Here is a 19,640-nt window from a genome sequence, read left to right as displayed (position 1 = left end):
CCTCGCTGCCCCCTCGATCTTTGCCCGGGCTATTGTGGTGCCGAATTCGTAAACACACCGCCAACGCCACCCAAAAGGTGACAAGTTGACGCAATGGACGGTGTCCTGGGGAACAAATTCGCAGGCGGTTCCGCCGCATCTTCCCCTGCTTCCGCTCCCGAAGCCCGGATCACCACCCGACCCGTCATGCCCCCGCATCCGCCTGAGCAGATTTCCACCACGGCCACACGCCTGTCAGCGCAGCCGCCCACGCCGCATCGAACCCCGAACCCCGCTGCCGCGCGCGCAACCGATAGGCCGAGTTGCGCGACATCCCGACCACCCGCGCCGCCTTGGTGACCGAACGCGTGGCACGAAGCTCCATCAGGAATGCGACCTTCTTGGCGAGGGTCCAGCATTCGTAGTCGGGAGCGGTTGCGGGCGTGGTTTCGGGTTCGGACATGCGCGAGTGCATAACCGATCTGGTTTGTTGTAGGAAAGAAGGAAGATGCGAGGAATTGAGTCCCTCGCGCTCCCCGTCACTGGTGCTAAATCACGGGTGCAGCGTGGTCGCGGAACCATTGGGTCAAGTCGGCTTCGCTCAATTCGCCTGCGGCGAGGGCGACGAATGCGACCACCAGTTCGGCGTCGCTGGCGGTGAGTTGCCAGCGGTTGAGCGCCAGGAAGGTTTCGCCGACTACCGCCGCCATGCGCTTCTTGCTATCGTCGAAAGGATGATTGCGCGCGATGCCGAAGGCATAGGCCGCCGCCAGATCGCACGCGTCGCAGTCTTCGTATACCGCGCGCTGGCGGGCCTGCGCCATCGCGCTTTCGTGCGCACCTGCATCGCGCGTGCCCTCGCCGCCGTCGTGTTCGGCCAGTTGCTCGCGATGCGCCGCTTCGGCGACCGCCGTGGCGACCCACACCCAATCGTCCGCCACGCCTATTTCGCCAGTTCGCCCAGCGCCCGCTTGCGCCGCGCCATCACCTCACGCGCCACCGCCATCTGCGCCTCGAAATCGCCATCGGCCGCAGCCGGTTCGATCCCGCGCGGCGTGGTAACGACCGACACCGTCTCCCCAACCGCGACGCCAAGATGTGCCAACACATCGCGCGGAAAAATCACGCCTGCCGAATTGCCGATCTTGGTGATCTTGAGGGTGACGTTCATCCGAGCGTTATAACGCATGCTTTAAGTGGCCGCAAGGCGGACTACAACTAGAGCTTATTGCACATGTCGCCAGAACTAGTTATTCTAGACATTCAATAATCGACCAAACGTTGCTAACCTATAAATTTTTAATTTACCTATTCATATACGTTTGGCGGGAATATCGAATTCATAAAGCTTTGCAACTCAGTGGACAATTCATTGAGCGAACCTGAAAGAGAGACAATTTTGCCAATTCCAAACATGTATTTCTCTCGCAATTTATGCTCTTTCGGATTTTTTAATTTATCCTGAAGTTCAATCGATGATGGATCATACCTTCGAAATGGCCTGACTCGATGTTTTATATCATTCTGAAAAGAGGCGATTACCACTTCAAGCATCCAATAACCATGAACAAGCTTATTTCGAATTCCTCCGGCAGAATTTAAGCGATCCATTAGCGATGAGCATTTCTCGGCAGTTGTCTCGTCGAAAATTGCTCCGCTTAACTCACGGACTGTTTCAATCTGACCGCGCACCCCAAGATTGCCAGCAAGGGTCGGCATCAGTGACCGTTCGACGCCAAGCATCGAGATCAGCAAATCTCCCAAAATATGCTCCAAGAAGTTCCATTCATCCAAATATCTACCAAGTGCAAGATGAGCTGGATCAATTTCCGGTTCTTGAAACTTTACTTTGTAGATGCCGTCAGGCCCCATGCCACCTTCCCTCGGATCTCCCGGAGGAATCAAGATCGTAGGACAATGCAACTCGTTTAAGACGTAAGCTGTCAGGATTTTGTAATTCGGGTGCATGGGTTCAATCGTAGCTTTCGAAACGTGAAACGCCGATAAACTTCAACGTAGTGGATGAAAATTTCTAGACAATTTCATCAAGGGCGAAGTTTTCAACGGACTTCCAACATGCTTCAAGGGTAGGCGCGAAGGCCTACCTATGATGCGATTTCTTTCGGCAAATATTCAGGTTACCGCTCCCGCTCAACCCCACTCACCACCATCACCCCATCCAGCTTCCGCCACACCGTGGCCGACCACCGCTGGCCATTGCTCAACCTCAACACCAGCCGATAGTTCATGCCCGCCACCACCTGCCGCTCGGCGCTTTCGATGCGGCGCAGGCGGGCGTGGTGGGGCAGTCTGGTGAGGGCGGCGCGGGCGGCGGCGCGGACTTCCGGATCGGCGGCGGGCGCGGGGATCGGGCTCCAGCCGCCAGCAATCATCGGCCTTGCCGGTTCGGGTTGATCGGGCGTGGCGGTGGCCGCGAGCGGCAGCGTTATGGCCGCCAGCACGGCGAGGTGCAGAGCCAGCGGGCGGGTCATGGTTGCGGGTTTCCCGGAATGCGGGTCAGCAACGTGCGGTTACGGGTGTGCCATCCGCCCGGCTTGTCCCCAGCCTTGTCCGGCACCTTGTCCCCCGGCTTGCCCACAGTCCGGTCATTTGGCGCGCCGGTGAAATGCACTTCCTTGAGGCTGGTTAAGCTATCGCCATCGCGGCGCGTGGTGACGCGCACTTCGGCGGGTCGGTTGTCGTCGCGGCCCGCTTCGGTTTCGATCACGGTCCAGTGCCGGGCATCGCTGCTGGCGGGATCGAGCAGGACCGTGCTAGTGGACACTTCGGGCACCTCGCCCTTGCGGAACGAGACCGAATGGCTTGTCCGCCCGTCGGTGCTGGCGATCGAAACCGTGGTGATCCGCACGATCTTGGCCTTGGGCGCGGACTTGGGGCCATCGTCGAAATCGGCGGTGCGGATCTGCGTCACACCGTCGCCGCCGTCTGTGACATGGACCGTGACCGGCAAGCCGAACCAGCGATCGGACTGGTAATCGCGGTATTCGAGCTTGCCCTGCCAGTCGCCCAGTTCGGAGCGCCGCACGGCATCCAGCGTGAGCGGTTCGGCAAACGCGGGGGCGCTGGCGAGGAACAACCATGCCGCCCCCGCCAACGCGCCACGCATGGGCCAGTGCCCGGCCATGTTACTCGGCCGGCAGGTAGAGTTCCCCACCCTTTTCCTTGAACACCTCGCTCATCGCTTCCATGCCCTTTTCGGCGTCTTCGGCGGCGATGAAGCTGTCGGCATCGGCGTTCTGCTTGGCGGCGAATTCGCGGACTTCCTGGCTGATCTGCATCGAGCAGAACTTGGGCCCGCACATGCTGCAGAAGTGCGCGGTTTTCGCGCCTTCGGCGGGCAGCGTCTGGTCGTGGTATTGTTCGGCGGTGTCGGGATCGAGCGACAGGTTGAACTGGTCGCGCCAGCGGAAATCGAAGCGCGCACGGCTCAGCGCATCGTCGCGGACTTTGGCGGCGGGGTGCCCCTTGGCGAGATCGGCGGCGTGCGCGGCGAGCTTGTAGGTGACCACGCCGACCTTCACGTCATCGCGGTCGGGCAGGCCGAGGTGCTCCTTAGGCGTGACGTAGCAGAGCATCGCGGTGCCGAACCAGCCGATCATCGCGGCGCCGATGCCGCTGGTGATGTGATCGTAACCGGGCGCGATATCGGTGACCAAGGGCCCGAGCGTGTAGAACGGCGCTTCGCCGCAGACCGCGAGCTGTTTGTCCATGTTCTCCTTGATCTTGTGCATCGGCACGTGGCCGGGGCCTTCGATCATCACCTGCACGTCTTGCGCCCAGGCGCGCTTGGTCAGTTCGCCCAGCGTGTAAAGCTCGGCGAACTGCGCTTCGTCGTTGGCATCGGCGATCGATCCGGGGCGCAGGCCGTCGCCGAGCGAATAGGCGACGTCGTAGGCCTTCATGATCTCGGTGATCTCGTCGAACCGTTCGTAGAGGAACGATTCCTTGTGGTGGCTGAGGCACCACTTGGCCATGATCGAACCACCGCGGCTGACGATCCCGGTGACGCGCTTTGCCGCCAGCGGAATGTAGGCGAGGCGGACGCCGGCGTGGATGGTGAAGTAGTCGACGCCCTGTTCGGCCTGTTCGATCAGGGTATCGCGGAAGATTTCCCAGGTCAGGTCCTCGGCCACGCCGCCGACCTTTTCGAGCGCCTGGTAGATCGGCACGGTGCCGATCGGCACGGGGCTGTTCCGTAAAATCCATTCGCGCGTGTCGTGGATGTTGCGGCCGGTGGAGAGGTCCATGACGGTGTCGGCGCCCCAGCGGATCGACCAGACCATCTTGTCGACTTCATTGGCGACATTCGATGCTACCGCCGAATTGCCGATGTTGGCGTTGATCTTGACCAGGAAATTGCGCCCGATCGCCATCGGTTCGCTTTCGGGGTGGTTGATGTTGCTGGGGATGATCGCGCGGCCGCGCGCCACTTCGTCACGCACGAATTCGGGGGTGACGAAATCGGGGATCGCCGCGCCCCAGTCCTGACCGTCGCGCACATGGTTGGCGATCATCTCGCGGCCGAGGTTTTCGCGGGTGGCGACGTATTCCATCTCGGGGGTAATGATGCCTCTGCGGGCGTAGTGCATCTGACTGACGTTGGCGCCGGGTAGCCCGCGAAGGACTGTCTTGCGCACGCGTGGAAACGCAGGAACTCCGCCCGAGCGATCGGGGCCGAGCTGGCCGTTGTCCTCGGGCTTCACATCGCGCTGGAGCACTTCCTCAACGTCGCCGCGCCCGCGAATCCAGTCGCGGCGCAATTCGGCAAGGCCGGCGGCGATGTCGATGGTGACGGCGCTATCGGTGTAGGGGCCAGAAGTATCATAGACGCGCACCGGCGGTTCGCCCGAAGTGGGTTCGAGCCGGATTTCACGCATCGCCACCTTGAGCGGGCCGACGTGGACTTTGGAGGAGCCACGGATCGGGCCTGTGGTGACGCCGATTTCGAGCTTGGAATTGATGTCGGCCATAAGTCGCACGCTCCTTGGACAGCAGAGCGTGGGAGCCGCGTGGTCGGATGCCGCGAGCCCTCCCTCCGCCCGTGCTAACGGGTTCAGGTTCGACGGGTCGTGGGGTGCGATGCCCACCTCTCAGCCAAGCGGCTCCCCGGGGATGGCGGGCAACCTAGGCGTGCAGGTACAAGCTGTAAAGCGTGCCGGGGCGATCGTGCGGTCGGAAAATCAGGAAGCGCGGCGGCCGAAGCCGCCACCGCGCGCGCCTCCGCCGAAGCCGCCAACGGCTGGGCGGGCCGGCATCGGGCTGGCGGGGCGCAGCGGCATCGGCGCGGCGGCCTGCGGTATCGTTGCACCCGCCACGGTCACTCCGCCGCGCACCGTGACCGCGATGCCACGATAAATCGTCAGCAGCCCGTCATCGAGCGCGGGAACGGCGCCGTTCAGCCAGCTTTTGTCGGCGCTGAACAAGTCGTGCGTGCGGCCGGTGTTGCGATCGTATTCGCCGATGTCGGTGACGGTGCGCGGCAGCGTGGCGCTTTCGGCGCAATCCCAATGCGTCAGCCAGTTGCCGCGGTTGTCGAGTTGGTATTGCGCGTCGTCGTCCACGCCGCGGATCAGCGTGGCGCAGACCGTCAGCGCTACCCGGCGGGCGAGCGCCAGGTCGCGCCCGGCATCTACGCACACGCGCACGTGGCTGCGGTGCGGCGGCGCGGCAAGTTCGCGCGGCAGTGCCTCGTGGCGTCCGTCGATCATGATAGAGAGCTTGCGGCCGGGCATCGCGCCGACCACCAGCTTGCGGCCAGGAAAGCTTTCGCCAGAACCAGTCGGGGCATCGGCCTGCCAGCGGTAAAGCGGAAAATTGTCGGCCAGCGCGCGCTCGATCAAATCACGGCGGTAGGGCAGTGGCCGGGTCGTGGCGACCACCGACAGCAGCGTCAATTCGTCGAGGCCCGGATCGTAGCGGCCAACCGGGACGGCCACCGCAAAGCGCGACGCCGCCACACCCAGCAACCCGGCCAGCGCCATGTCCTGCCCTTGCGCCAGCATCTGCACCATGCGCTGTGCATCGGCGGCGGAGAGCCAGTTGCCGCCGGGTTCACGCTGGAGCAGCGCGCCCTCGCCGCCGCTGGCCAGCAACGGCGTGGCCAGAGCCAGCGTCACCCGATCGAGCAGATCGTCCGACGGACATTCGCCAGCATCGATCCGCGCATGCCACTGGTGCGGCGGCGCCTCACCGGCAAAGCGGTTGGCATTGGCGGTGAGCGTCACCGACAGCCGCGTGGTCGGCGATGTGCCGGTCAAGATCGCCTTGCTTGGAAATTCGTGGATGTTGCCTGGCAGCGGCACGCCCGCCTCGCTCACCGTCCAGCGGAACTGGGGAAGCCCGGCATCGAGCGCATTGCGCACCGCAGCCGTCGGAAACGAAAACTCGCGCGCGAAAACCAGAACTGCCACCAATATCCCCCCGGATCATGCGGACCGCAGGTCGACGTACGGTGCAGGTGTTAACAATCGGTGAGATGATTTCTTCGCCTGATTCAAAACTCGCGAAAGAGCGAGTTTTGAAGCCTGTTCCGAAACGAAGTTTCGGACCAAACAAATCAGCGCTTCACCCTGAACGCAAAGGCCAGGCCGGTGCCGATCACCACCTGATCGTGCGTGCCATTGCTCTTGACCAGCGGCGATCGCGCGGCCGAGCCGACCAGCCGCGAATAGCCGATGCCGAACAGGATCGAGAAGCCGCCGTTGCGCATATCGTGATCGAGATCGTAAGCCGTGAAGATCCGCCCGCCCACGCTGCGCAGGCCGGCGCGCGGCGTGGCTCCGGCTATCACGGTCACCGCGCCGGTGGGGGTGACTGTGTAAGTCTGGTTGGCCATGCGCTGGTTGTAGAAGTCTGCGCTGGCCGAAATGCCGACCACCTGGCCATTGCTGACCGGCGTGAAGTAGTTGATCCCCGGCGCTATCACACGACCGCCGGTTTTGCCGGTCGCGTCCCAGCGTATATCGGTGCCAAGGCTTAGGGTATCGTACTTCGACAGGATGTGCTTGAGCGCGATCGACGCATTGAAGCCAAGTTCGAGGCTGCTCTTGCCCTTGCCCACGCGGACGGGCGTAGGGTCTGAAATCGCGACGGTGCGCGTCCCGCGGTAACGGATCACCGGGCCTAACGAGAGCCCGATCCGCGATCTGCGTGGCGGGATCAGGTTGAGTGCAACACCTGCAGAGCGCGGGCTTATGCCGATACCGTGGATGCGCCCCCCCACGCCGAACGCAGGGATCACGTGGTGGCGGTGCGATCCTTCGTAGGCCGGCAGGACCGCCGCGCCAACGCCGATGATGAGATAGTCGCCCGCATAGATATCGCGTTTCGGTGTGGCGCGTGGCGCGGGTTCTGCGTCCTGTACGCCGGCCTGGCCCACCGCGACTTCGGGCAGCACCGGCCGCGTTACCGACGTATCGGTGTTTTCGGCCGAGGTCACCACCGGCTCGTCGGCAGCGTGCGCTGGGGCGGGCATGGCGCCCATTGCCACTGCACTGGCCACGCAGGCTGTCCAGCCATTTCGATTTATGTGCATGGACCCGTGCGCCCCCGGGTCAGACTGCCAACCCGGTTTTTGCGTGTACGCGAATGTGCGCTTTGGTAAAGGTTCGCTTAACTTTCGTTCTACTTGAAGCTGTGGACCATAATGGGCCAGTGACGTAAGGCAGTGGCGTGAGGCAGTGACGATCAGGCCGTTCAGGCCGCCACGGTTGCGCGCGCATCGCTGGCTTTGGTTTCGTCCGGACCGCCATGCTTGCCGTCGTAGACGAACTCGCTCCCTTCCAGGTCGATCGCGGGGATTTCCTCGCGTTCGCGCCAGTAATCCTGGTTGTGGCGCCATTCGGGCTTGGCCCCGGCGCGCGGCATCTGGCCGATGCCGCGCTGGATATAGCCGGGATTGAAGTTGTCGGGCTCGATCCACGGGCTGAGCGTCATTTCGGCATCCTCGTCACGCAGCGCGACCTCGACCCGTTTCGCGCCGATCCGGTCCATGTGGTTGATCATCCGGCACACGAAATCGCCCAGCATATCCACCCGCAGCGTCCACGAGGCGCGGAAATAGCCCATGACCCACACCATGTTGGGCACGCCGGTGAACAGCATCCCGCGATAGTTGACGGTATCGTGCCAATCGACCGGCTGGCCATCCACCTCGAACGGAATGCCGCCCATCATCAGCAGGTTGAAGCCGGTGCAGGCGACCACGATGTCGGCCTCGATTTCCTGCCCCGAAGCGGTGCGCACGCCCTTTTCGGTGAAGCGGTCGATCGTGTCCGTCACCACGGTCAGTTTGCCTGCGGCCGCGGTCTGGAACAGATCGCCATTTGGGCAGAACGCCAGCCGCTGCTGCCACGGGCGATAATGCGGGGTGAAGTGAGGCTCGAATTCGAAATCGTCGCCCGCGTATTGCCGGATCAGCGCTTTCAGTTCCTCGAACACCACGTCGGGTTCGCTCTCGCAACGCTTGGTCAGTACATCCATGTCGTACATCACTTGCGCGCGCACAACGCGGTGGATGGTCGGTTCATCGGTGCCGATCTGGCGCAACCGATTGGCCAGTTCGTTCTGGTTGGGGGTGGCGAAGAAATAGGTCGGCGATCGCTGGAGCATCGTGACGTGCGCGGCGGTTTCGCCGAACGCCGGTACCACCGTGGCCGCGGTCGCGCCCGAGCCGATCACCAGCACGCGCTTGCCGGCGTAATCGATCGACGGATCCCACACTTGCGCATGGACGAATGTTCCCTTGTAGTCCGACAAGCCGGTCCAGTCGGGCACGTAGGGCGTTTCGTGATCGTAATAGCCCTGGCACATCCACAACAGGTTGGCGGTGAACGTCACGTGTGCGCCATCTGCCTTGCGCGTGGCTTCGACGGTCCACAGGTTGTCCGCGCTCGACCAGCGGCAGGCTGTGATGCGGTGGCCATAGTGGATGTGCGGGGTGATGCCGTTTTCCTCGATCACCTCGCCCATGTACTTGAGGATTTCGGCCGAACTTGCGATCGGCGCGCCGATCCACGGCTTGAAACGGTAACCGAAGGTGTAAAGGTCCGAATCCGAACGCACGCCGGGGTACTTGTGCGTATCCCACGTGCCGCCGAAGGTGTCCTTGGATTCGAGCACCGCATAGCTCTTGCCGGGGCACTGATCCTGCAAGTGGTAAGCCGAACCGATCCCCGAAATGCCCGCGCCGACGATCAGCACGTCGACATGGGTTGCGGCGGCTTCAATCGGGGCAACTGCGTTCATCGACCTCGTTCCTCTCCAGGCAAGGCGGGCCGTTTGCGACTCCGCCGACAGGTGTGATTAACCGAGCGATTAAACACCGCGCATTGATCGCGATCAACCGCTCATTTCAAGCCAGGCCATCGTTACGGCGCGGGACGAGCCCGGTTGGTGCGATCGCATCGGCCACTGCCGGTTGCGCCCGCTCTGCCAGCGGCTTAAGCCTCGATCGGTAATGGCGGCAAGAACGGCAGATATCGCGATCCTGGGTGGCGGGCTCGCCGGCGGGCTGATTGCCATGGCGCTTGCGCGCTGGCGCAAGGACTTGTCGGTGCTGCTGGTCGACGAGGCTGATCGCTTCGGCGGGAACCACTTGTGGCCGTTCCTCGGCAGCGACGTGAGCGAGGCCGGGCGCGCGCTGCTGACCCCGTTGGTCGTGTCCGGATGGCGCGGCTACGATGTGCGCTTTCCCGATCTGTCGCGTGATTTCCCCACGGCGGTTTACGCCGTCACGTCGGACAGGCTCGATGCCGTTCTGCGCCGCGCACTGCCCCCGTCGGCCATCATGACCGGCGCGCGCGCGCTGGCGTGCAGTGCGCAAGCCGCCACGCTGGTCGACGGCACGCGGATCGAAGCGTGCGCGGTGATCGACGCGCGGGGCCTGCGCAACACCACCGCGCTCAGCGGCGGGTGGCAGCGCTATCTCGGGCGGCGGCTGAAGCTTGAACGCCCGCACGGGCTGGTGCGGCCGATCCTGCACGATGGCAGCGTCGATCAGGTCAACGGGCTGCGCTTCGTGACGTGCCTGCCCACCGCGGCCGACGAGGTCCACGTCGAGGACATCTGCTACGGACAGAGCCCGACGGTGGCCGGCGCCACGCTGGCGGCGCGGATCGACGATTATGTGCGCGCGCAAGGCTGGCTCGTGCGCGAGGTGCTGGGCGAGGAGCACGGCGTCCGCCCGGTGGTGGCCGATGGCGAGTTCGACACGTTCTGGCGCGCCAACGGCGGCGAGACCGCGCGCGCGGGCATGCGCGGCGGGCTGTTCCACCCGCTCACCGGCAGCACGCTGGCCGAAGCGGTGCGTTATGCGCTGGCGGTCACGCGGCAGGTTCCGGCCGATGTGGCGAACCTCGACGGAGCGGCGCTCGCGCGCTTCAGCCAGACCTGGGCGCAACGCTATTGGCAGCGCGGCAAGTTCGCGCGACGGCTGGCGGCGATGATTTTTGCGGCGCCCGGACCCGATCGCCAGACCCGGGTGTTCGAAGCGTTCTATCGGCTGGACAATGGCCTCATCGAGCGAATGCACGCCGGCCGTTCGACCGCGGCCGATCTCGCGCGGCTGTTCGCCGGCCGGCACCCGCTGCCGTTGGGCCGCGCGCTGGGTGTGCTTACCGGGCTGGGCCAGACTGGTGAAGCGGGGCCGCAGCCGATTCATGGCGCTGGCCATGGCGCGGGCCCGGCAGCTTGAAGCACGCTTGCGTGATCGGCGCCGGGATCGGTGGGCTGGCGCTGGCGATCCGGTTGCAGGCGGCCGGGGTGCCGACGACGCTGATTGAAGCCGCTGCACAGCCCGGTGGCACTTGTTCGGGGCTAATGCGCGATGGCTTCACGTTCGACTCCGCGCCCGCCGCAATCAACGATGCCGATGGCTTGCGCGCATTGTGGGCGCTGTCGGGCCGCGCATTGGAACACGATCTCGAACTGCTGCCGATCGAGCCATACACACGCTTTTGCTGGCCCGACGGCACGGTGTTCGAGGCCTCTCCCGATCGGGCCGAAGTCCTCGCCGCGATTGCGCGGATCAACCCGGCCGATGTCGCGGGCTACGAGGAACTGGGGCGCATGGTCGCGTCGATCCGCTCCGATGGCCAGGCGCGGCTGGGCAGCGCGGCACTGCTCGAATGGCGGGGTATGGCGCGCAGTGTTCCGGCGCTGCTGCGGCATCAGGCTTGGCGCGCGCTCGACGACATGCTCGACCGGCACGTGGCGAGCGAGAAGCTGCGCCACGCGCTGGGCTATCCGGTGCTGCGTATCGGCGGCAATCCGCTGACGCTACCCACGTTGCTGGCGCTGGGGCTGGCGCGCGATCCGTTCGCGCGGGTGGCGTGGCCCAAGGGCGGCAGCGACGCGCTGGCGGCGGCGATGCTGGCCGAGTTCACGCGCCTGGGCGGCGTGGTGCGGCTGGGCGAGGCGGTCACGCGCATCGCCACGCTCGGCACCCGCGTCACCGGGGTCGAGACGGAGAGCGGCTGGACGGCGCACTTCGACGCGGTGTGCGGCGGGATCGATGCGATGCACATGTACCGCGAACTGCTGGCCGACAATCCGCGCGGGCGCAGCATGGCGAAATGGCTGGGGCGCAAAACCTATAGCCCGGCGCAGTTCGTGGTGCACTTCGGGCTTTCGGGGGCCTGGCCCGGGATCGCGCACCGCACCGTGCTGTTCGGGCCGAGGCATCAGGGCTGGCTGAGCGATCTGTTCGATCACGGCGTGCTGCAGCAGGACTTGTGCATCGAGCTCCACCATCCCAGCCTGACCGATCCCTCTGTCGCGCCCGAAGGCATGAGCGCGTTTTCGGCGGTGGTGCCGGTGCCCAATCTCGGGCGCTTGCCGGTGGATTGGGCGCGGATCGGGCCGGTGCTCGAGCGCCGCGTGATCGAGGAGATCGGGCGGCGGCTAATCCCCGATCTGGAATCGCGCATCGTCGCCCGTTTCCAGCACACCCCGGACGACGCCGCGCGCGACTGGAACAGCCATCTCGGCAGCGCGCACGGGTTGGCACCGGGGTTGCTGCAAAGCGGTGCATTGCGTCCGCACAACCGAGACCCTGTCATCGAAAATCTGTACCTGGTGGGCCCGGACACGCACCCGGGCGCGGGCCTGCCGAGCGTGCTGGCGGGCGCCGAACTGACTGCGACCATGATGATCGAACAATTGCTATGAAGGAAATCTGATGAAGCGCTTGGCAGTCTATTGCGGTTCGGCCAGCCCCGAAGATCCGCGCTATGTCGGGCTCGCCCGCGAAGTCGGCCGCACTTTGGCCGAACGCGGGATTGGCGTGGTCTATGGCGGCGGCAAGCTGGGCCTGATGGGCGCGGTGGCGAGCGGCGCGCTGGCTGCGGGCGGCGAAGTGATCGGGGTGATCCCCGAAGCGCTGGTTTCGGGCGAAGTCGCCAACCACGATTGCACCGAACTGCACGTGGTGAAGGGCATGCACGAGCGCAAGGCCGCGTTCACCGAGCTGTCCGACGGGTTCCTGACGCTGCCCGGCGGGGTGGGCACGATGGACGAGTTGTGGGAAGCGGTAAGCTGGGCGCAACTGGGGTATCATGCCAAGCCGGTGGGCGTGCTCAATGCCTTCGGGTTCTATGACGGGCTGCTCGAATTCAACCGCAAGATGATCCAGACCGGCTTTATCCGCGCCGCGCACGCGGGTATCCTGATCGCAGAGCACGATCTCGACATGCTGCTGACGCGCATGGCCGCACACGAACCGCACCGTCCGATCTTCGCGATGAAGCTGGACGAGTTGTAAGGTTTGAAGGGCTGGTCATTACGACACCGTGCGTGCAAGATGTTTTGAATAACGACGCCTGGAGGGGTGCAAAGGCCATGAAGACGACACGGTTCCTGTTCGCTGGCGCTGCGCTGTGCGCGGTTTCGCTTGTCCTGGCCGGGTGCAACTTGCTGCCGGGCCGCAGCGTGGCGCCCAAGGACGACAGCAAGGTGCCGCTGACCGACGTGCCCGAACGCGTGTTCTGGGGCGATACGCACCTCCACACCTCGAATTCGGTCGACGCCTTCGGTTTCGGCAACCGGCTCCCGCCAGAAGCCGCATTGCGCTTCGCGCGCGGCGATGAAGTGACATCATCCACCGGGCTCAAGGCGCAGCTCGATCGGCCGCTCGATTTCCTGGTCATTTCGGATCACTCGACCGGGCTCGGTTCCACGCAGGCGTTGTATGATGCTCCCCGCTTGTTGATCCGCGATCCCAGGCTGCTGCGCTGGCACGACCTGTTCCACGGATCGACCAAGGATTCGCTGCAAGCCACCGCCGAGATCCTGGCCGCCAAGGGGCGCGGCGAATCGTTCGGCGCGATGAACGATCCCAAATCCTCGGAAAAGCGCACGCGGTCGATCTGGAACGCCAGCGCCGACATGGTCGAACGCTATTACGAACCCGGCAAGTTCACGGCGTTCCACGGCTTCGAATACACGCTGATGCAAGGCGGCAACAACTTGCACCGCAACGTGATCTTCCGCGACGCGATCGACAAGATCAAGACCGTGCTGCCGCTGGATGACAGCGGCCACACCACCCCCGAAGCGCTGTGGGACTTCATGGAAGGCTATGAAAAGGCCACCGGCGGCCACGTGCTGTCGATCCCGCACAACGGCAACTTGTCGAACGGGCTGATGTGGCAACTGGTCGAACCCGGTGGCGGGCCGATGAGCGCAAGCTACGCGCGCCGCCGCGCCAGCCACGAACCGATCGTCGAAATCACCCAGATCAAGGGCGACAGCGAGGCGCACCCGTTCCTGTCTCCCAACGATGAATTCGCAGGCTATGGCACGCTGGGCTGGGACCAGAACAACCTGCTCAACAACCAGCCGACCAAGCCGGGTGATTACGCCGGCAGCTATGTGCGCGAGGCGTTGAAGCGCGGGCTGGCGATCGAGCAGCGCACCGGGGTCAACCCCTACAAGTACGGCGTGATCGGATCGACCGATGCGCACACCTCGCTGTCGACCGCCGACGAGAACAACTTCTTCGGCAAGCATCCGGGCGTGGAGCCGAGCGCGCACCGCGCCAGCGATTCGTTCATTCCAGGCCTCGATAAAGTGCGGATGAACTGGCAGTCGCTGGCCTCGGGCTATGCGGCGGTGTGGGCGCGTGCCAACACGCGCGGGGCGATCTTCGACGCGATGATGCGCAAGGAAGTCTATGCCACCACCGGCCCGCGCATGACCGTGCGGTTCTTCGGTGGGTGGGACTTCAATGCGGGCGATCTCAAGGGCGATTGGGTCCATGCCGGCTACAAGCGCGGGGTGCCGATGGGCGGAACTTTGGCCGCTAAGCCCGACGCGAAGCCCAGCTTCATCGTCTCGGCACTCAAGGACCCCAAGGGCGCCAACCTCGATCGCGTGCAGATCATCAAGGGCTGGATCGACAAGGCCGGCGCCACGCACGAAAAGGTGTTCGACGTGGTGTGGTCCGACATGGACAAGCGCAAGGCCGCCAGCGGGAAAGTTCCGGCGGTGGGTGATACGGTCGATCTGGCCAACGCGCGCTACACCAACACGATCGGCGCGCCGAGCTTGTCAGCGGTGTGGACCGATCCCGAATTCGATCCCAAACTGCGCGCGTTCTACTATGTGCGCGTGATGGAAATCCCCACCCCGATGTGGCCGGCGTTCGATGCGGTGAAGTACCACATCAAGCTGCCCGCCGACGTGAAGGCCAAGGGACAGGAGCGCGCTTATACCTCGTCGATCTGGTATGCGCCTGCCGGCTGAACTGGGGCGTAGCGGGTGACAATGCGGGACCGATTGCGCACGGTATTGCGCGAGCCGCTGGTGCATTTCCTGATCGCGGGGGCGGTGATCTTCGCGGTGTTCTCGAACCTGCCGCCCGATGCGGGTGAGCGGCGGATCGTGCTCAACGAAGGCGCGCTGACGCGGCTGGTGGAACGCTATGTCGAGACCTATCACCGCGCGCCCAGCCCGCAGGAACTGCAAGGACTGATCGCCGACACGGTCAAGGACCAGGTCTATTACCGCGAGGCGCAGCGGCTCGGCCTCGATCGCGACGACGAGATCGTGATCCGCCGGATGCGCGGCAAGATGCAGGCTTTGGCCACTTCGGAAGCCGAGACAAAACAGGCCAGCGACGTGGATTTGCAGGCCATGCTCGATCGCGATCCGGCCCATTATGCCACCGATGTGGTGACCAGCTTCGATCAGGTCTGGCTTGGGCCGGATTCCCCGGCCACACGCGCGGCTGCTGCCGGGGCGGTCGAGCGGTTGAACGCAGGTGCGGCGCCCGCTAGCGTCGGACAGATGGTGGCGCTGCCACTCCATTTCGATCGCGCGAGCACCAGCGACGTTTCGGCGCAATTGGGCGATGAATTCGCCGCCGCGCTGCGCGATCCGCCGCAAGGCCGCTGGACCGGGCCGATCGGGTCCGGGCTGGGCCTTCACGTAGTGCGGGTTGTTTCTCGCACCGTGCCCGCCAAGCCCACACTCGCCACGGTGCGCCAGCGGGTCGAGAATGACTGGCGCGCCGGGATGATCGCGCGTGCGGAAGATGCGGCATATGCCAAGATGCTGGCCGGCTACCAGGTCGAGATCGCGCGGCCCAAATGACCTGGCGCGCGCTTGTGCTGGCTTTGCTGACGTGGCTGGCGATAGCTAGTCCGGCACGCGCCGATGATTTGCGCCCGGGGTTCCTCGAACTGACCGAAGGCGCGCCCGGCACTTGGGCCATGGTGTGGAAGGCGCCGATCCTGGGCGGCCTTGCGGTGCGCGCGCGGCCGCAATTGCCCGCGTTCTGCAAGCTCGATTGGCAACCGCCGCGGCTGGTCGGCGGATCGCTGGTCGAGACCGGCACCGCGCACTGCGCAAAATCACTGGAGGGTGCGACGATCGGCCTTGCGGGCATGGAGCACGGCTTCACCGATGCGCTGCTGCGCGTCGCGGCGCGCGGGACTCCGGTCGAAGCCGCACGGTTGACCCCTGCCCGACCCTTCACCACGCTGTCGACTGTCCCCGACCGGGCCGAAGTGTTGCGCACCTATCTGACGCTTGGCGTCACGCATATCCTCACCGGGTACGATCACCTGCTGTTCGTGCTCAGCCTCGTGCTGCTGATCCGGCGCGGCTGGTCGGTGGCCAAGACCGTCACCGCATTCACGCTCGCGCATTCGCTGACTTTGGCGGCGACCACGCTGGGTCTGTTCGTGGTGGCGCGGCGGCCGGTGGAGATCTGCATCGCGCTGTCGATCGTGTTCCTGGCGGTCGAGATCGTGAAAGACGATCCTGCGCGCCCTCGCTTCACCGCGCGGGTGCCGTGGGCGGTGGCGTTCGCGTTCGGGCTGCTCCACGGGCTGGGCTTCGCCGCCGCGCTGGCCGAAATCGGGCTGCCGCAGGGCGAGGTGGTCCCTGCCCTGTTCGCGTTCAACGTGGGGGTGGAGGCGGGGCAACTGGTGATCGTGGCGGCGGGGTTTGCCGCGTTGTGGCTGGTGGCGCGGGTGACCGCAGCGCACGCGGGCGCGGTGCGGCGGGTGGCGGCTTATGCGATCGGCTCGATCGCCGCGTTCTGGATGATCCAGCGCGCCGTCTCATGATTTTTTTCGCGCCCCTGTAACCACTGACACACCGGCAGCGTATCGCCAGCCGGGAGGGCTTGCCGCGGCGATTGTTCGTGTCATGCTCCTGCGCATCCGAGGGGGACTCGCCGAATGACCGAAGCCGCGCCTGTATTCCGAGAGCCCTTACCCACCGTGGCGCAGTCCGCAATGCCGCCCCCGCCTGCCGAAACCCTGATTTATCGCACCAAGCTGCCCGTTCGGCTGTGGCACTGGACCAATGCGATCACGATTTTCATCATGCTGATGAGCGGGATGATGATCTTCAACGCGCACCCGCACCTCTATTGGGGCAAGTTCGGCGCCAACCCCGATTACCAGTGGCTGTGGATCGGACACATCGGCACGCGCGGTTTCACACGGCTGTTCGGAGTGGAGTTCAACACCACCGGCTTTCTGGGTTTTGCCGGCGGCGTCGCGATGCCGTTCCCGCCGATCCTGACGATCCCGACGACGTACAGCCTGGCCGATGCGCGGCTGTGGCACTTCTTTTTCGCCTGGGTGCTGGTGGTGCCGGGGCTGCTGTTCGCATTGTGGGCGCTGGTGACGAAGCATTTGTGGCGCGACATTGTGCCCAAGGCCAAGGAGCTCGCGCCCGGCCACTTGCTTCACGACACTAAGGAGCACGCGCTGCTGCGCTTTCCCACCGGCGAGGCCGCGCGGCATTACAACGTGTTGCAGAAACTGGCCTATTGCGTGGTGCTGTTCGTGCTGCTGCCCGGCATCGTGCTGACGGGCCTGACGATGTCGCCCTACATGGACGCAGCGTGGCCGTGGCTGCTGACGCTGTTCGGCGGACGGCAGACCGCGCGCTCGATCCACTTCATCCTGGCAACCGGGTTTGCCGGCTTCATCTTTGTCCACCTCGCGGCTGTTGTGGCGGCCGGGCCGTTCAACGAAATCCGCTCGATCATCACCGGCTGGTATCGCCTGCCACAACCCAAGCTTAAGGGAGCGCGCAAGTGAGCCTGATTTCACGCCGCGCCGCGCTGGTTGGTGTCGGAGCTTCGTCGCTGCTGCTGGCGGGCTGCGACAAGATCGTCCAGTCGCCCACCGTCCGCCGCACGATCGGCCTCGGTGAAAAAGCGACGATGACCACGCAGCGGCTGATCGCCGATCGCAACGCGCTGGCGCCCGAATTCGCCGCATCGGACCGTTCGCCGGTGTTCCGCACCAATGGCAACGTGATGCCCACCTCGGCCGAATACCAGGCACTGATGACCGGGCAATTCGCCGACTGGAAGCTCAAGGTCGACGGCATGGTCACCAACCCGATGACGCTGAGCCTCGCACAGATGCGCAGCGCGCCGCAGCGCCGCCAGACCACGCGGCACGATTGTGTTGAAGGCTGGAGCGCGATCGGCGAATGGACCGGGGTGCCGCTGGGACTGCTGCTCAAAACCGCGCAATTGTCCTCGAACGCGCGCTACGTGGTGTTCCATTGCGCCGATACGACCAGCGGCGTTCCCTATTACGAGAGCATCGACCTGGTCGACGCGTTCCATCCGCAGACAATCCTGGCGCACACGCTCAACGGTGAAGCACTGTCGGTCGGCCACGGCGCACCGCTGCGGCTGCGCGTGGAACGGGCACTGGGCTATAAACAAGCCAAGTACGTGATGCGCGTGGAAGCGGTGGCGAGCCTCGATGGCATCCACGGCGGCAAGGGCGGGTATTGGGAAGATGGTGCCGGGTACCAGTGGTACGCGGGGATTTAGCCTTCAAGCCGGGGTGGTGACGGAGGTGCGCCGCGCGCGGTGGCGACCTCGACCAGCGTTTCGATCCGAATGAGGCGCTTGTCGATGCCCACGACTTCGCCGACCACTTGCCTGTGGTTGGCGGAAAGCGTCTGAATTGCGCCATCGAGTGCCGCAATTTTTTCCTGCATGATCAGCAGGCGCTGCACGCCCTTGAGGGCATCGCTCAGGGTGCTCATTTGCGAATTCCCGCCTCGCGCAGCATCCGGTCAACCTCGTCGTTCGTTTCGGCAATCGTCTTGATCGAGCGATCGAGGCTGGCCTGCATCGCGGGCAGCGCTTCGACCAGATGCGCGACGATGGCGGCCAGTTCCGCTTCCTCGGCGCTATCCTCAGCCGTAGTTTCAGATTGCGCCATGTAGCGCGCGGTTGCTTCGCGGACCACGTTGCCCACGGATTCGCCGCGGCTGGCGGCAAAGGCATCGAGCGCGGCCTTTTGCTGGCGGCTGGTGAGGAACGTCACGCGTTCGGACTGGGGGGTGCTTGCCATGATAAGGACATGATAAGGTACACACCGACGGGTTGCAAGGCAGAACCGGTCATTCCACCATTTCCGATCCGCTTCCGCCCGCTCAGTGCCCGCAAAAACGATCGTACCGCTCTAAAATTCAATCCGAAATCAGTATCTCGAAGCCAAATGAACCGAAAAATCATGAATTAAAACTGGATATCCTGCCTCAAATCCGGACATGGTTGGCTGAGTAGAATATGGATTTCCCTCTGAAACAGAAAATCCGCCACTTCCTCTCAATTCCACCTTTAACATTGATTGCACTGCGAATTGGAAACTCTCATGCAATTTTCTGAAATTATCTTCCCGCATTCCTAGACAAAAATTGCATACACTTTCATTTGATTTCGCAGGATCGTGCCAATACGTCACCCAGGCGAAATCTGATTCGTCCGTAATAGCTTGCAGCAAAGCCTCGCCTTTCTCCAGCATATTTGAAAGTATTCCCTTCGCAGTTTCGACGGAATAAATTCCGAATGCTCCGCTCGCTTTACTCACGACGGAGTCAAGGGGCCCTCGCCAAGCATCCATTGACCTCCAGTTGACGGCGCGGCCGGAAATTGACCTTTCGGTCGCCGGATAAACCTTAAAGACTGGGCGATCGAGTTCAAAGAACCAGTTCACGTCAATGCCTCACAGCGGAATGTTATCATGCTTCTTCCACGGATTTTCCAACGCCTTGTTGCGCAATTTCCGCAACCCCAGCGCAATCCGCCGCCGGGTCGAATGCGGATAGATCACCTCATCGATAAAGCCCTTTGACGCCGCCACGAACGGGTT

At 64.0% G+C, this 19,640-nt stretch carries 22 protein-coding genes and 1 riboswitch; of the genes, 8 read left to right on the top strand and 14 right to left on the bottom strand.

The window, feature by feature from the left end; all coding sequences use genetic code 11:
• Window positions 1-184: 184 nt before the first annotated feature.
• The 10 genes from Q0R16_RS01490 to Q0R16_RS01445 all read right to left on the bottom strand — a co-directional run bounded on the left by Q0R16_RS01490 (window position 185) and on the right by Q0R16_RS01445 (window position 9,246).
• Window positions 185-442, bottom strand: a complete 258-nt coding sequence (locus Q0R16_RS01490; RefSeq protein WP_295631077.1) for a LysR family transcriptional regulator — start codon at window positions 440-442, stop codon at window positions 185-187.
• Between the two features lie 85 nt (window positions 443-527).
• The gene (locus tag Q0R16_RS01485) at window positions 528-920 is read right to left on the bottom strand and encodes a type II toxin-antitoxin system death-on-curing family toxin (RefSeq protein WP_295631075.1); all 393 of its coding nucleotides are present in this window, start codon (window positions 918-920) and stop codon (window positions 528-530) included.
• A 2-nt stretch (window positions 921-922) separates the two neighbouring features.
• Window positions 923-1,150 (bottom strand): AbrB/MazE/SpoVT family DNA-binding domain-containing protein, encoded by a 228-nt coding sequence (locus Q0R16_RS01480; RefSeq protein ID WP_295631073.1) that lies wholly within the window; start codon window positions 1,148-1,150, stop codon window positions 923-925.
• A 137-nt stretch (window positions 1,151-1,287) separates the two neighbouring features.
• Window positions 1,288-1,851: a hypothetical protein gene (locus Q0R16_RS01475; RefSeq protein ID WP_295631071.1), complete on the bottom strand. Its 564-nt coding sequence runs from the start codon at window positions 1,849-1,851 to the stop codon at window positions 1,288-1,290.
• A gap of 266 nt (window positions 1,852-2,117) precedes the next feature.
• Window positions 2,118-2,471, bottom strand: coding sequence for a cystatin domain-containing protein (locus Q0R16_RS01470; protein ID WP_295631069.1), 354 nt, complete (start codon window positions 2,469-2,471; stop codon window positions 2,118-2,120).
• A complete protein-coding gene (locus Q0R16_RS01465; RefSeq protein ID WP_295631067.1) occupies window positions 2,468-3,106 on the bottom strand; it encodes a hypothetical protein in 639 nt (212 codons plus the stop codon). The genes Q0R16_RS01470 and Q0R16_RS01465 overlap by 4 nt, the downstream gene beginning before the upstream one ends.
• 19 nt (window positions 3,107-3,125) lie before the next feature.
• The gene (gene thiC / locus Q0R16_RS01460) at window positions 3,126-4,970 is read right to left on the bottom strand and encodes a phosphomethylpyrimidine synthase ThiC (RefSeq protein WP_295631065.1); all 1,845 of its coding nucleotides are present in this window, start codon (window positions 4,968-4,970) and stop codon (window positions 3,126-3,128) included.
• Between the two features lie 43 nt (window positions 4,971-5,013).
• Window positions 5,014-5,119, bottom strand: a riboswitch (TPP riboswitch).
• 61 nt (window positions 5,120-5,180) lie between these two features.
• A complete protein-coding gene (locus Q0R16_RS01455) occupies window positions 5,181-6,410 on the bottom strand; it encodes a hypothetical protein (protein WP_295631063.1) in 1,230 nt (409 codons plus the stop codon).
• A gap of 146 nt (window positions 6,411-6,556) precedes the next feature.
• Window positions 6,557-7,501 (bottom strand): MipA/OmpV family protein, encoded by a 945-nt coding sequence (locus Q0R16_RS01450; RefSeq protein WP_295631060.1) that lies wholly within the window; start codon window positions 7,499-7,501, stop codon window positions 6,557-6,559.
• A gap of 194 nt (window positions 7,502-7,695) precedes the next feature.
• The gene (locus Q0R16_RS01445; RefSeq protein WP_295631058.1) at window positions 7,696-9,246 is read right to left on the bottom strand and encodes an NAD(P)/FAD-dependent oxidoreductase; all 1,551 of its coding nucleotides are present in this window, start codon (window positions 9,244-9,246) and stop codon (window positions 7,696-7,698) included.
• A gap of 211 nt (window positions 9,247-9,457) precedes the next feature.
• Here Q0R16_RS01445 and crtY point away from each other — a divergent pair, with 211 nt between their 5' ends.
• The 8 genes from crtY (at window position 9,458) to Q0R16_RS01405 (ending at window position 18,310) form a co-directional block, all read left to right on the top strand.
• The gene (gene crtY / locus Q0R16_RS01440; RefSeq protein ID WP_295631056.1) at window positions 9,458-10,693 is read left to right on the top strand and encodes a lycopene beta-cyclase CrtY; all 1,236 of its coding nucleotides are present in this window, start codon (window positions 9,458-9,460) and stop codon (window positions 10,691-10,693) included.
• The gene (gene crtI / locus Q0R16_RS01435) at window positions 10,690-12,168 is read left to right on the top strand and encodes a phytoene desaturase family protein (RefSeq protein ID WP_295631054.1); all 1,479 of its coding nucleotides are present in this window, start codon (window positions 10,690-10,692) and stop codon (window positions 12,166-12,168) included. Before crtY ends, crtI begins: the two co-directional genes overlap by 4 nt.
• A 10-nt stretch (window positions 12,169-12,178) precedes the next feature.
• The gene (locus tag Q0R16_RS01430; RefSeq protein WP_295631052.1) at window positions 12,179-12,760 is read left to right on the top strand and encodes a TIGR00730 family Rossman fold protein; all 582 of its coding nucleotides are present in this window, start codon (window positions 12,179-12,181) and stop codon (window positions 12,758-12,760) included.
• A gap of 77 nt (window positions 12,761-12,837) precedes the next feature.
• Window positions 12,838-14,742 (top strand): DUF3604 domain-containing protein, encoded by a 1,905-nt coding sequence (locus Q0R16_RS01425; RefSeq protein ID WP_295631050.1) that lies wholly within the window; start codon window positions 12,838-12,840, stop codon window positions 14,740-14,742.
• 21 nt (window positions 14,743-14,763) lie between these two features.
• Complete coding sequence (locus Q0R16_RS01420; RefSeq protein WP_295631048.1) at window positions 14,764-15,591, top strand: peptidylprolyl isomerase; 828 nt, start codon at window positions 14,764-14,766, stop codon at window positions 15,589-15,591.
• Window positions 15,588-16,571: a HupE/UreJ family protein gene (locus Q0R16_RS01415; RefSeq protein ID WP_295631046.1), complete on the top strand. Its 984-nt coding sequence runs from the start codon at window positions 15,588-15,590 to the stop codon at window positions 16,569-16,571. The genes Q0R16_RS01420 and Q0R16_RS01415 overlap by 4 nt, the downstream gene beginning before the upstream one ends.
• Before the next feature lie 114 nt (window positions 16,572-16,685).
• The gene (locus Q0R16_RS01410; RefSeq protein ID WP_366857046.1) at window positions 16,686-17,558 is read left to right on the top strand and encodes a cytochrome b/b6 domain-containing protein; all 873 of its coding nucleotides are present in this window, start codon (window positions 16,686-16,688) and stop codon (window positions 17,556-17,558) included.
• Window positions 17,555-18,310, top strand: coding sequence for a molybdopterin-dependent oxidoreductase (locus tag Q0R16_RS01405; RefSeq protein ID WP_295631044.1), 756 nt, complete (start codon window positions 17,555-17,557; stop codon window positions 18,308-18,310). The genes Q0R16_RS01410 and Q0R16_RS01405 overlap by 4 nt, the downstream gene beginning before the upstream one ends.
• Here Q0R16_RS01405 and Q0R16_RS01400 read toward each other — a convergent pair.
• The 4 genes from Q0R16_RS01400 to Q0R16_RS01385 form a co-directional block, all read right to left on the bottom strand.
• Window positions 18,307-18,528 carry a hypothetical protein gene (locus Q0R16_RS01400; RefSeq protein WP_295631042.1) on the bottom strand — a complete coding sequence of 74 codons (222 nt, stop codon included), beginning with the start codon at window positions 18,526-18,528 and terminating at the stop codon, window positions 18,307-18,309. The two genes, Q0R16_RS01405 and Q0R16_RS01400, sit on opposite strands and share 4 nt — an antisense overlap.
• Window positions 18,525-18,839, bottom strand: coding sequence for a hypothetical protein (locus tag Q0R16_RS01395; protein ID WP_295631040.1), 315 nt, complete (start codon window positions 18,837-18,839; stop codon window positions 18,525-18,527). Before Q0R16_RS01395 ends, Q0R16_RS01400 begins: the two co-directional genes overlap by 4 nt.
• Window positions 18,840-18,968: 129 nt before the next feature.
• A complete protein-coding gene (locus Q0R16_RS01390) occupies window positions 18,969-19,484 on the bottom strand; it encodes a hypothetical protein (RefSeq protein WP_295631038.1) in 516 nt (171 codons plus the stop codon).
• A gap of 9 nt (window positions 19,485-19,493) precedes the next feature.
• Window positions 19,494-19,640 (bottom strand): carboxyl transferase domain-containing protein (locus Q0R16_RS01385; RefSeq protein WP_295631136.1); only part of this gene is annotated, 147 nt, incomplete at its 5' end.

Source organism: Novosphingobium sp., assembly GCF_025351285.1.
In the GTDB taxonomy this organism is placed as follows: Bacteria; Pseudomonadota; Alphaproteobacteria; order Sphingomonadales; family Sphingomonadaceae; genus Novosphingobium.
This window is presented reverse-complemented; position numbering and strand designations above follow the sequence as displayed.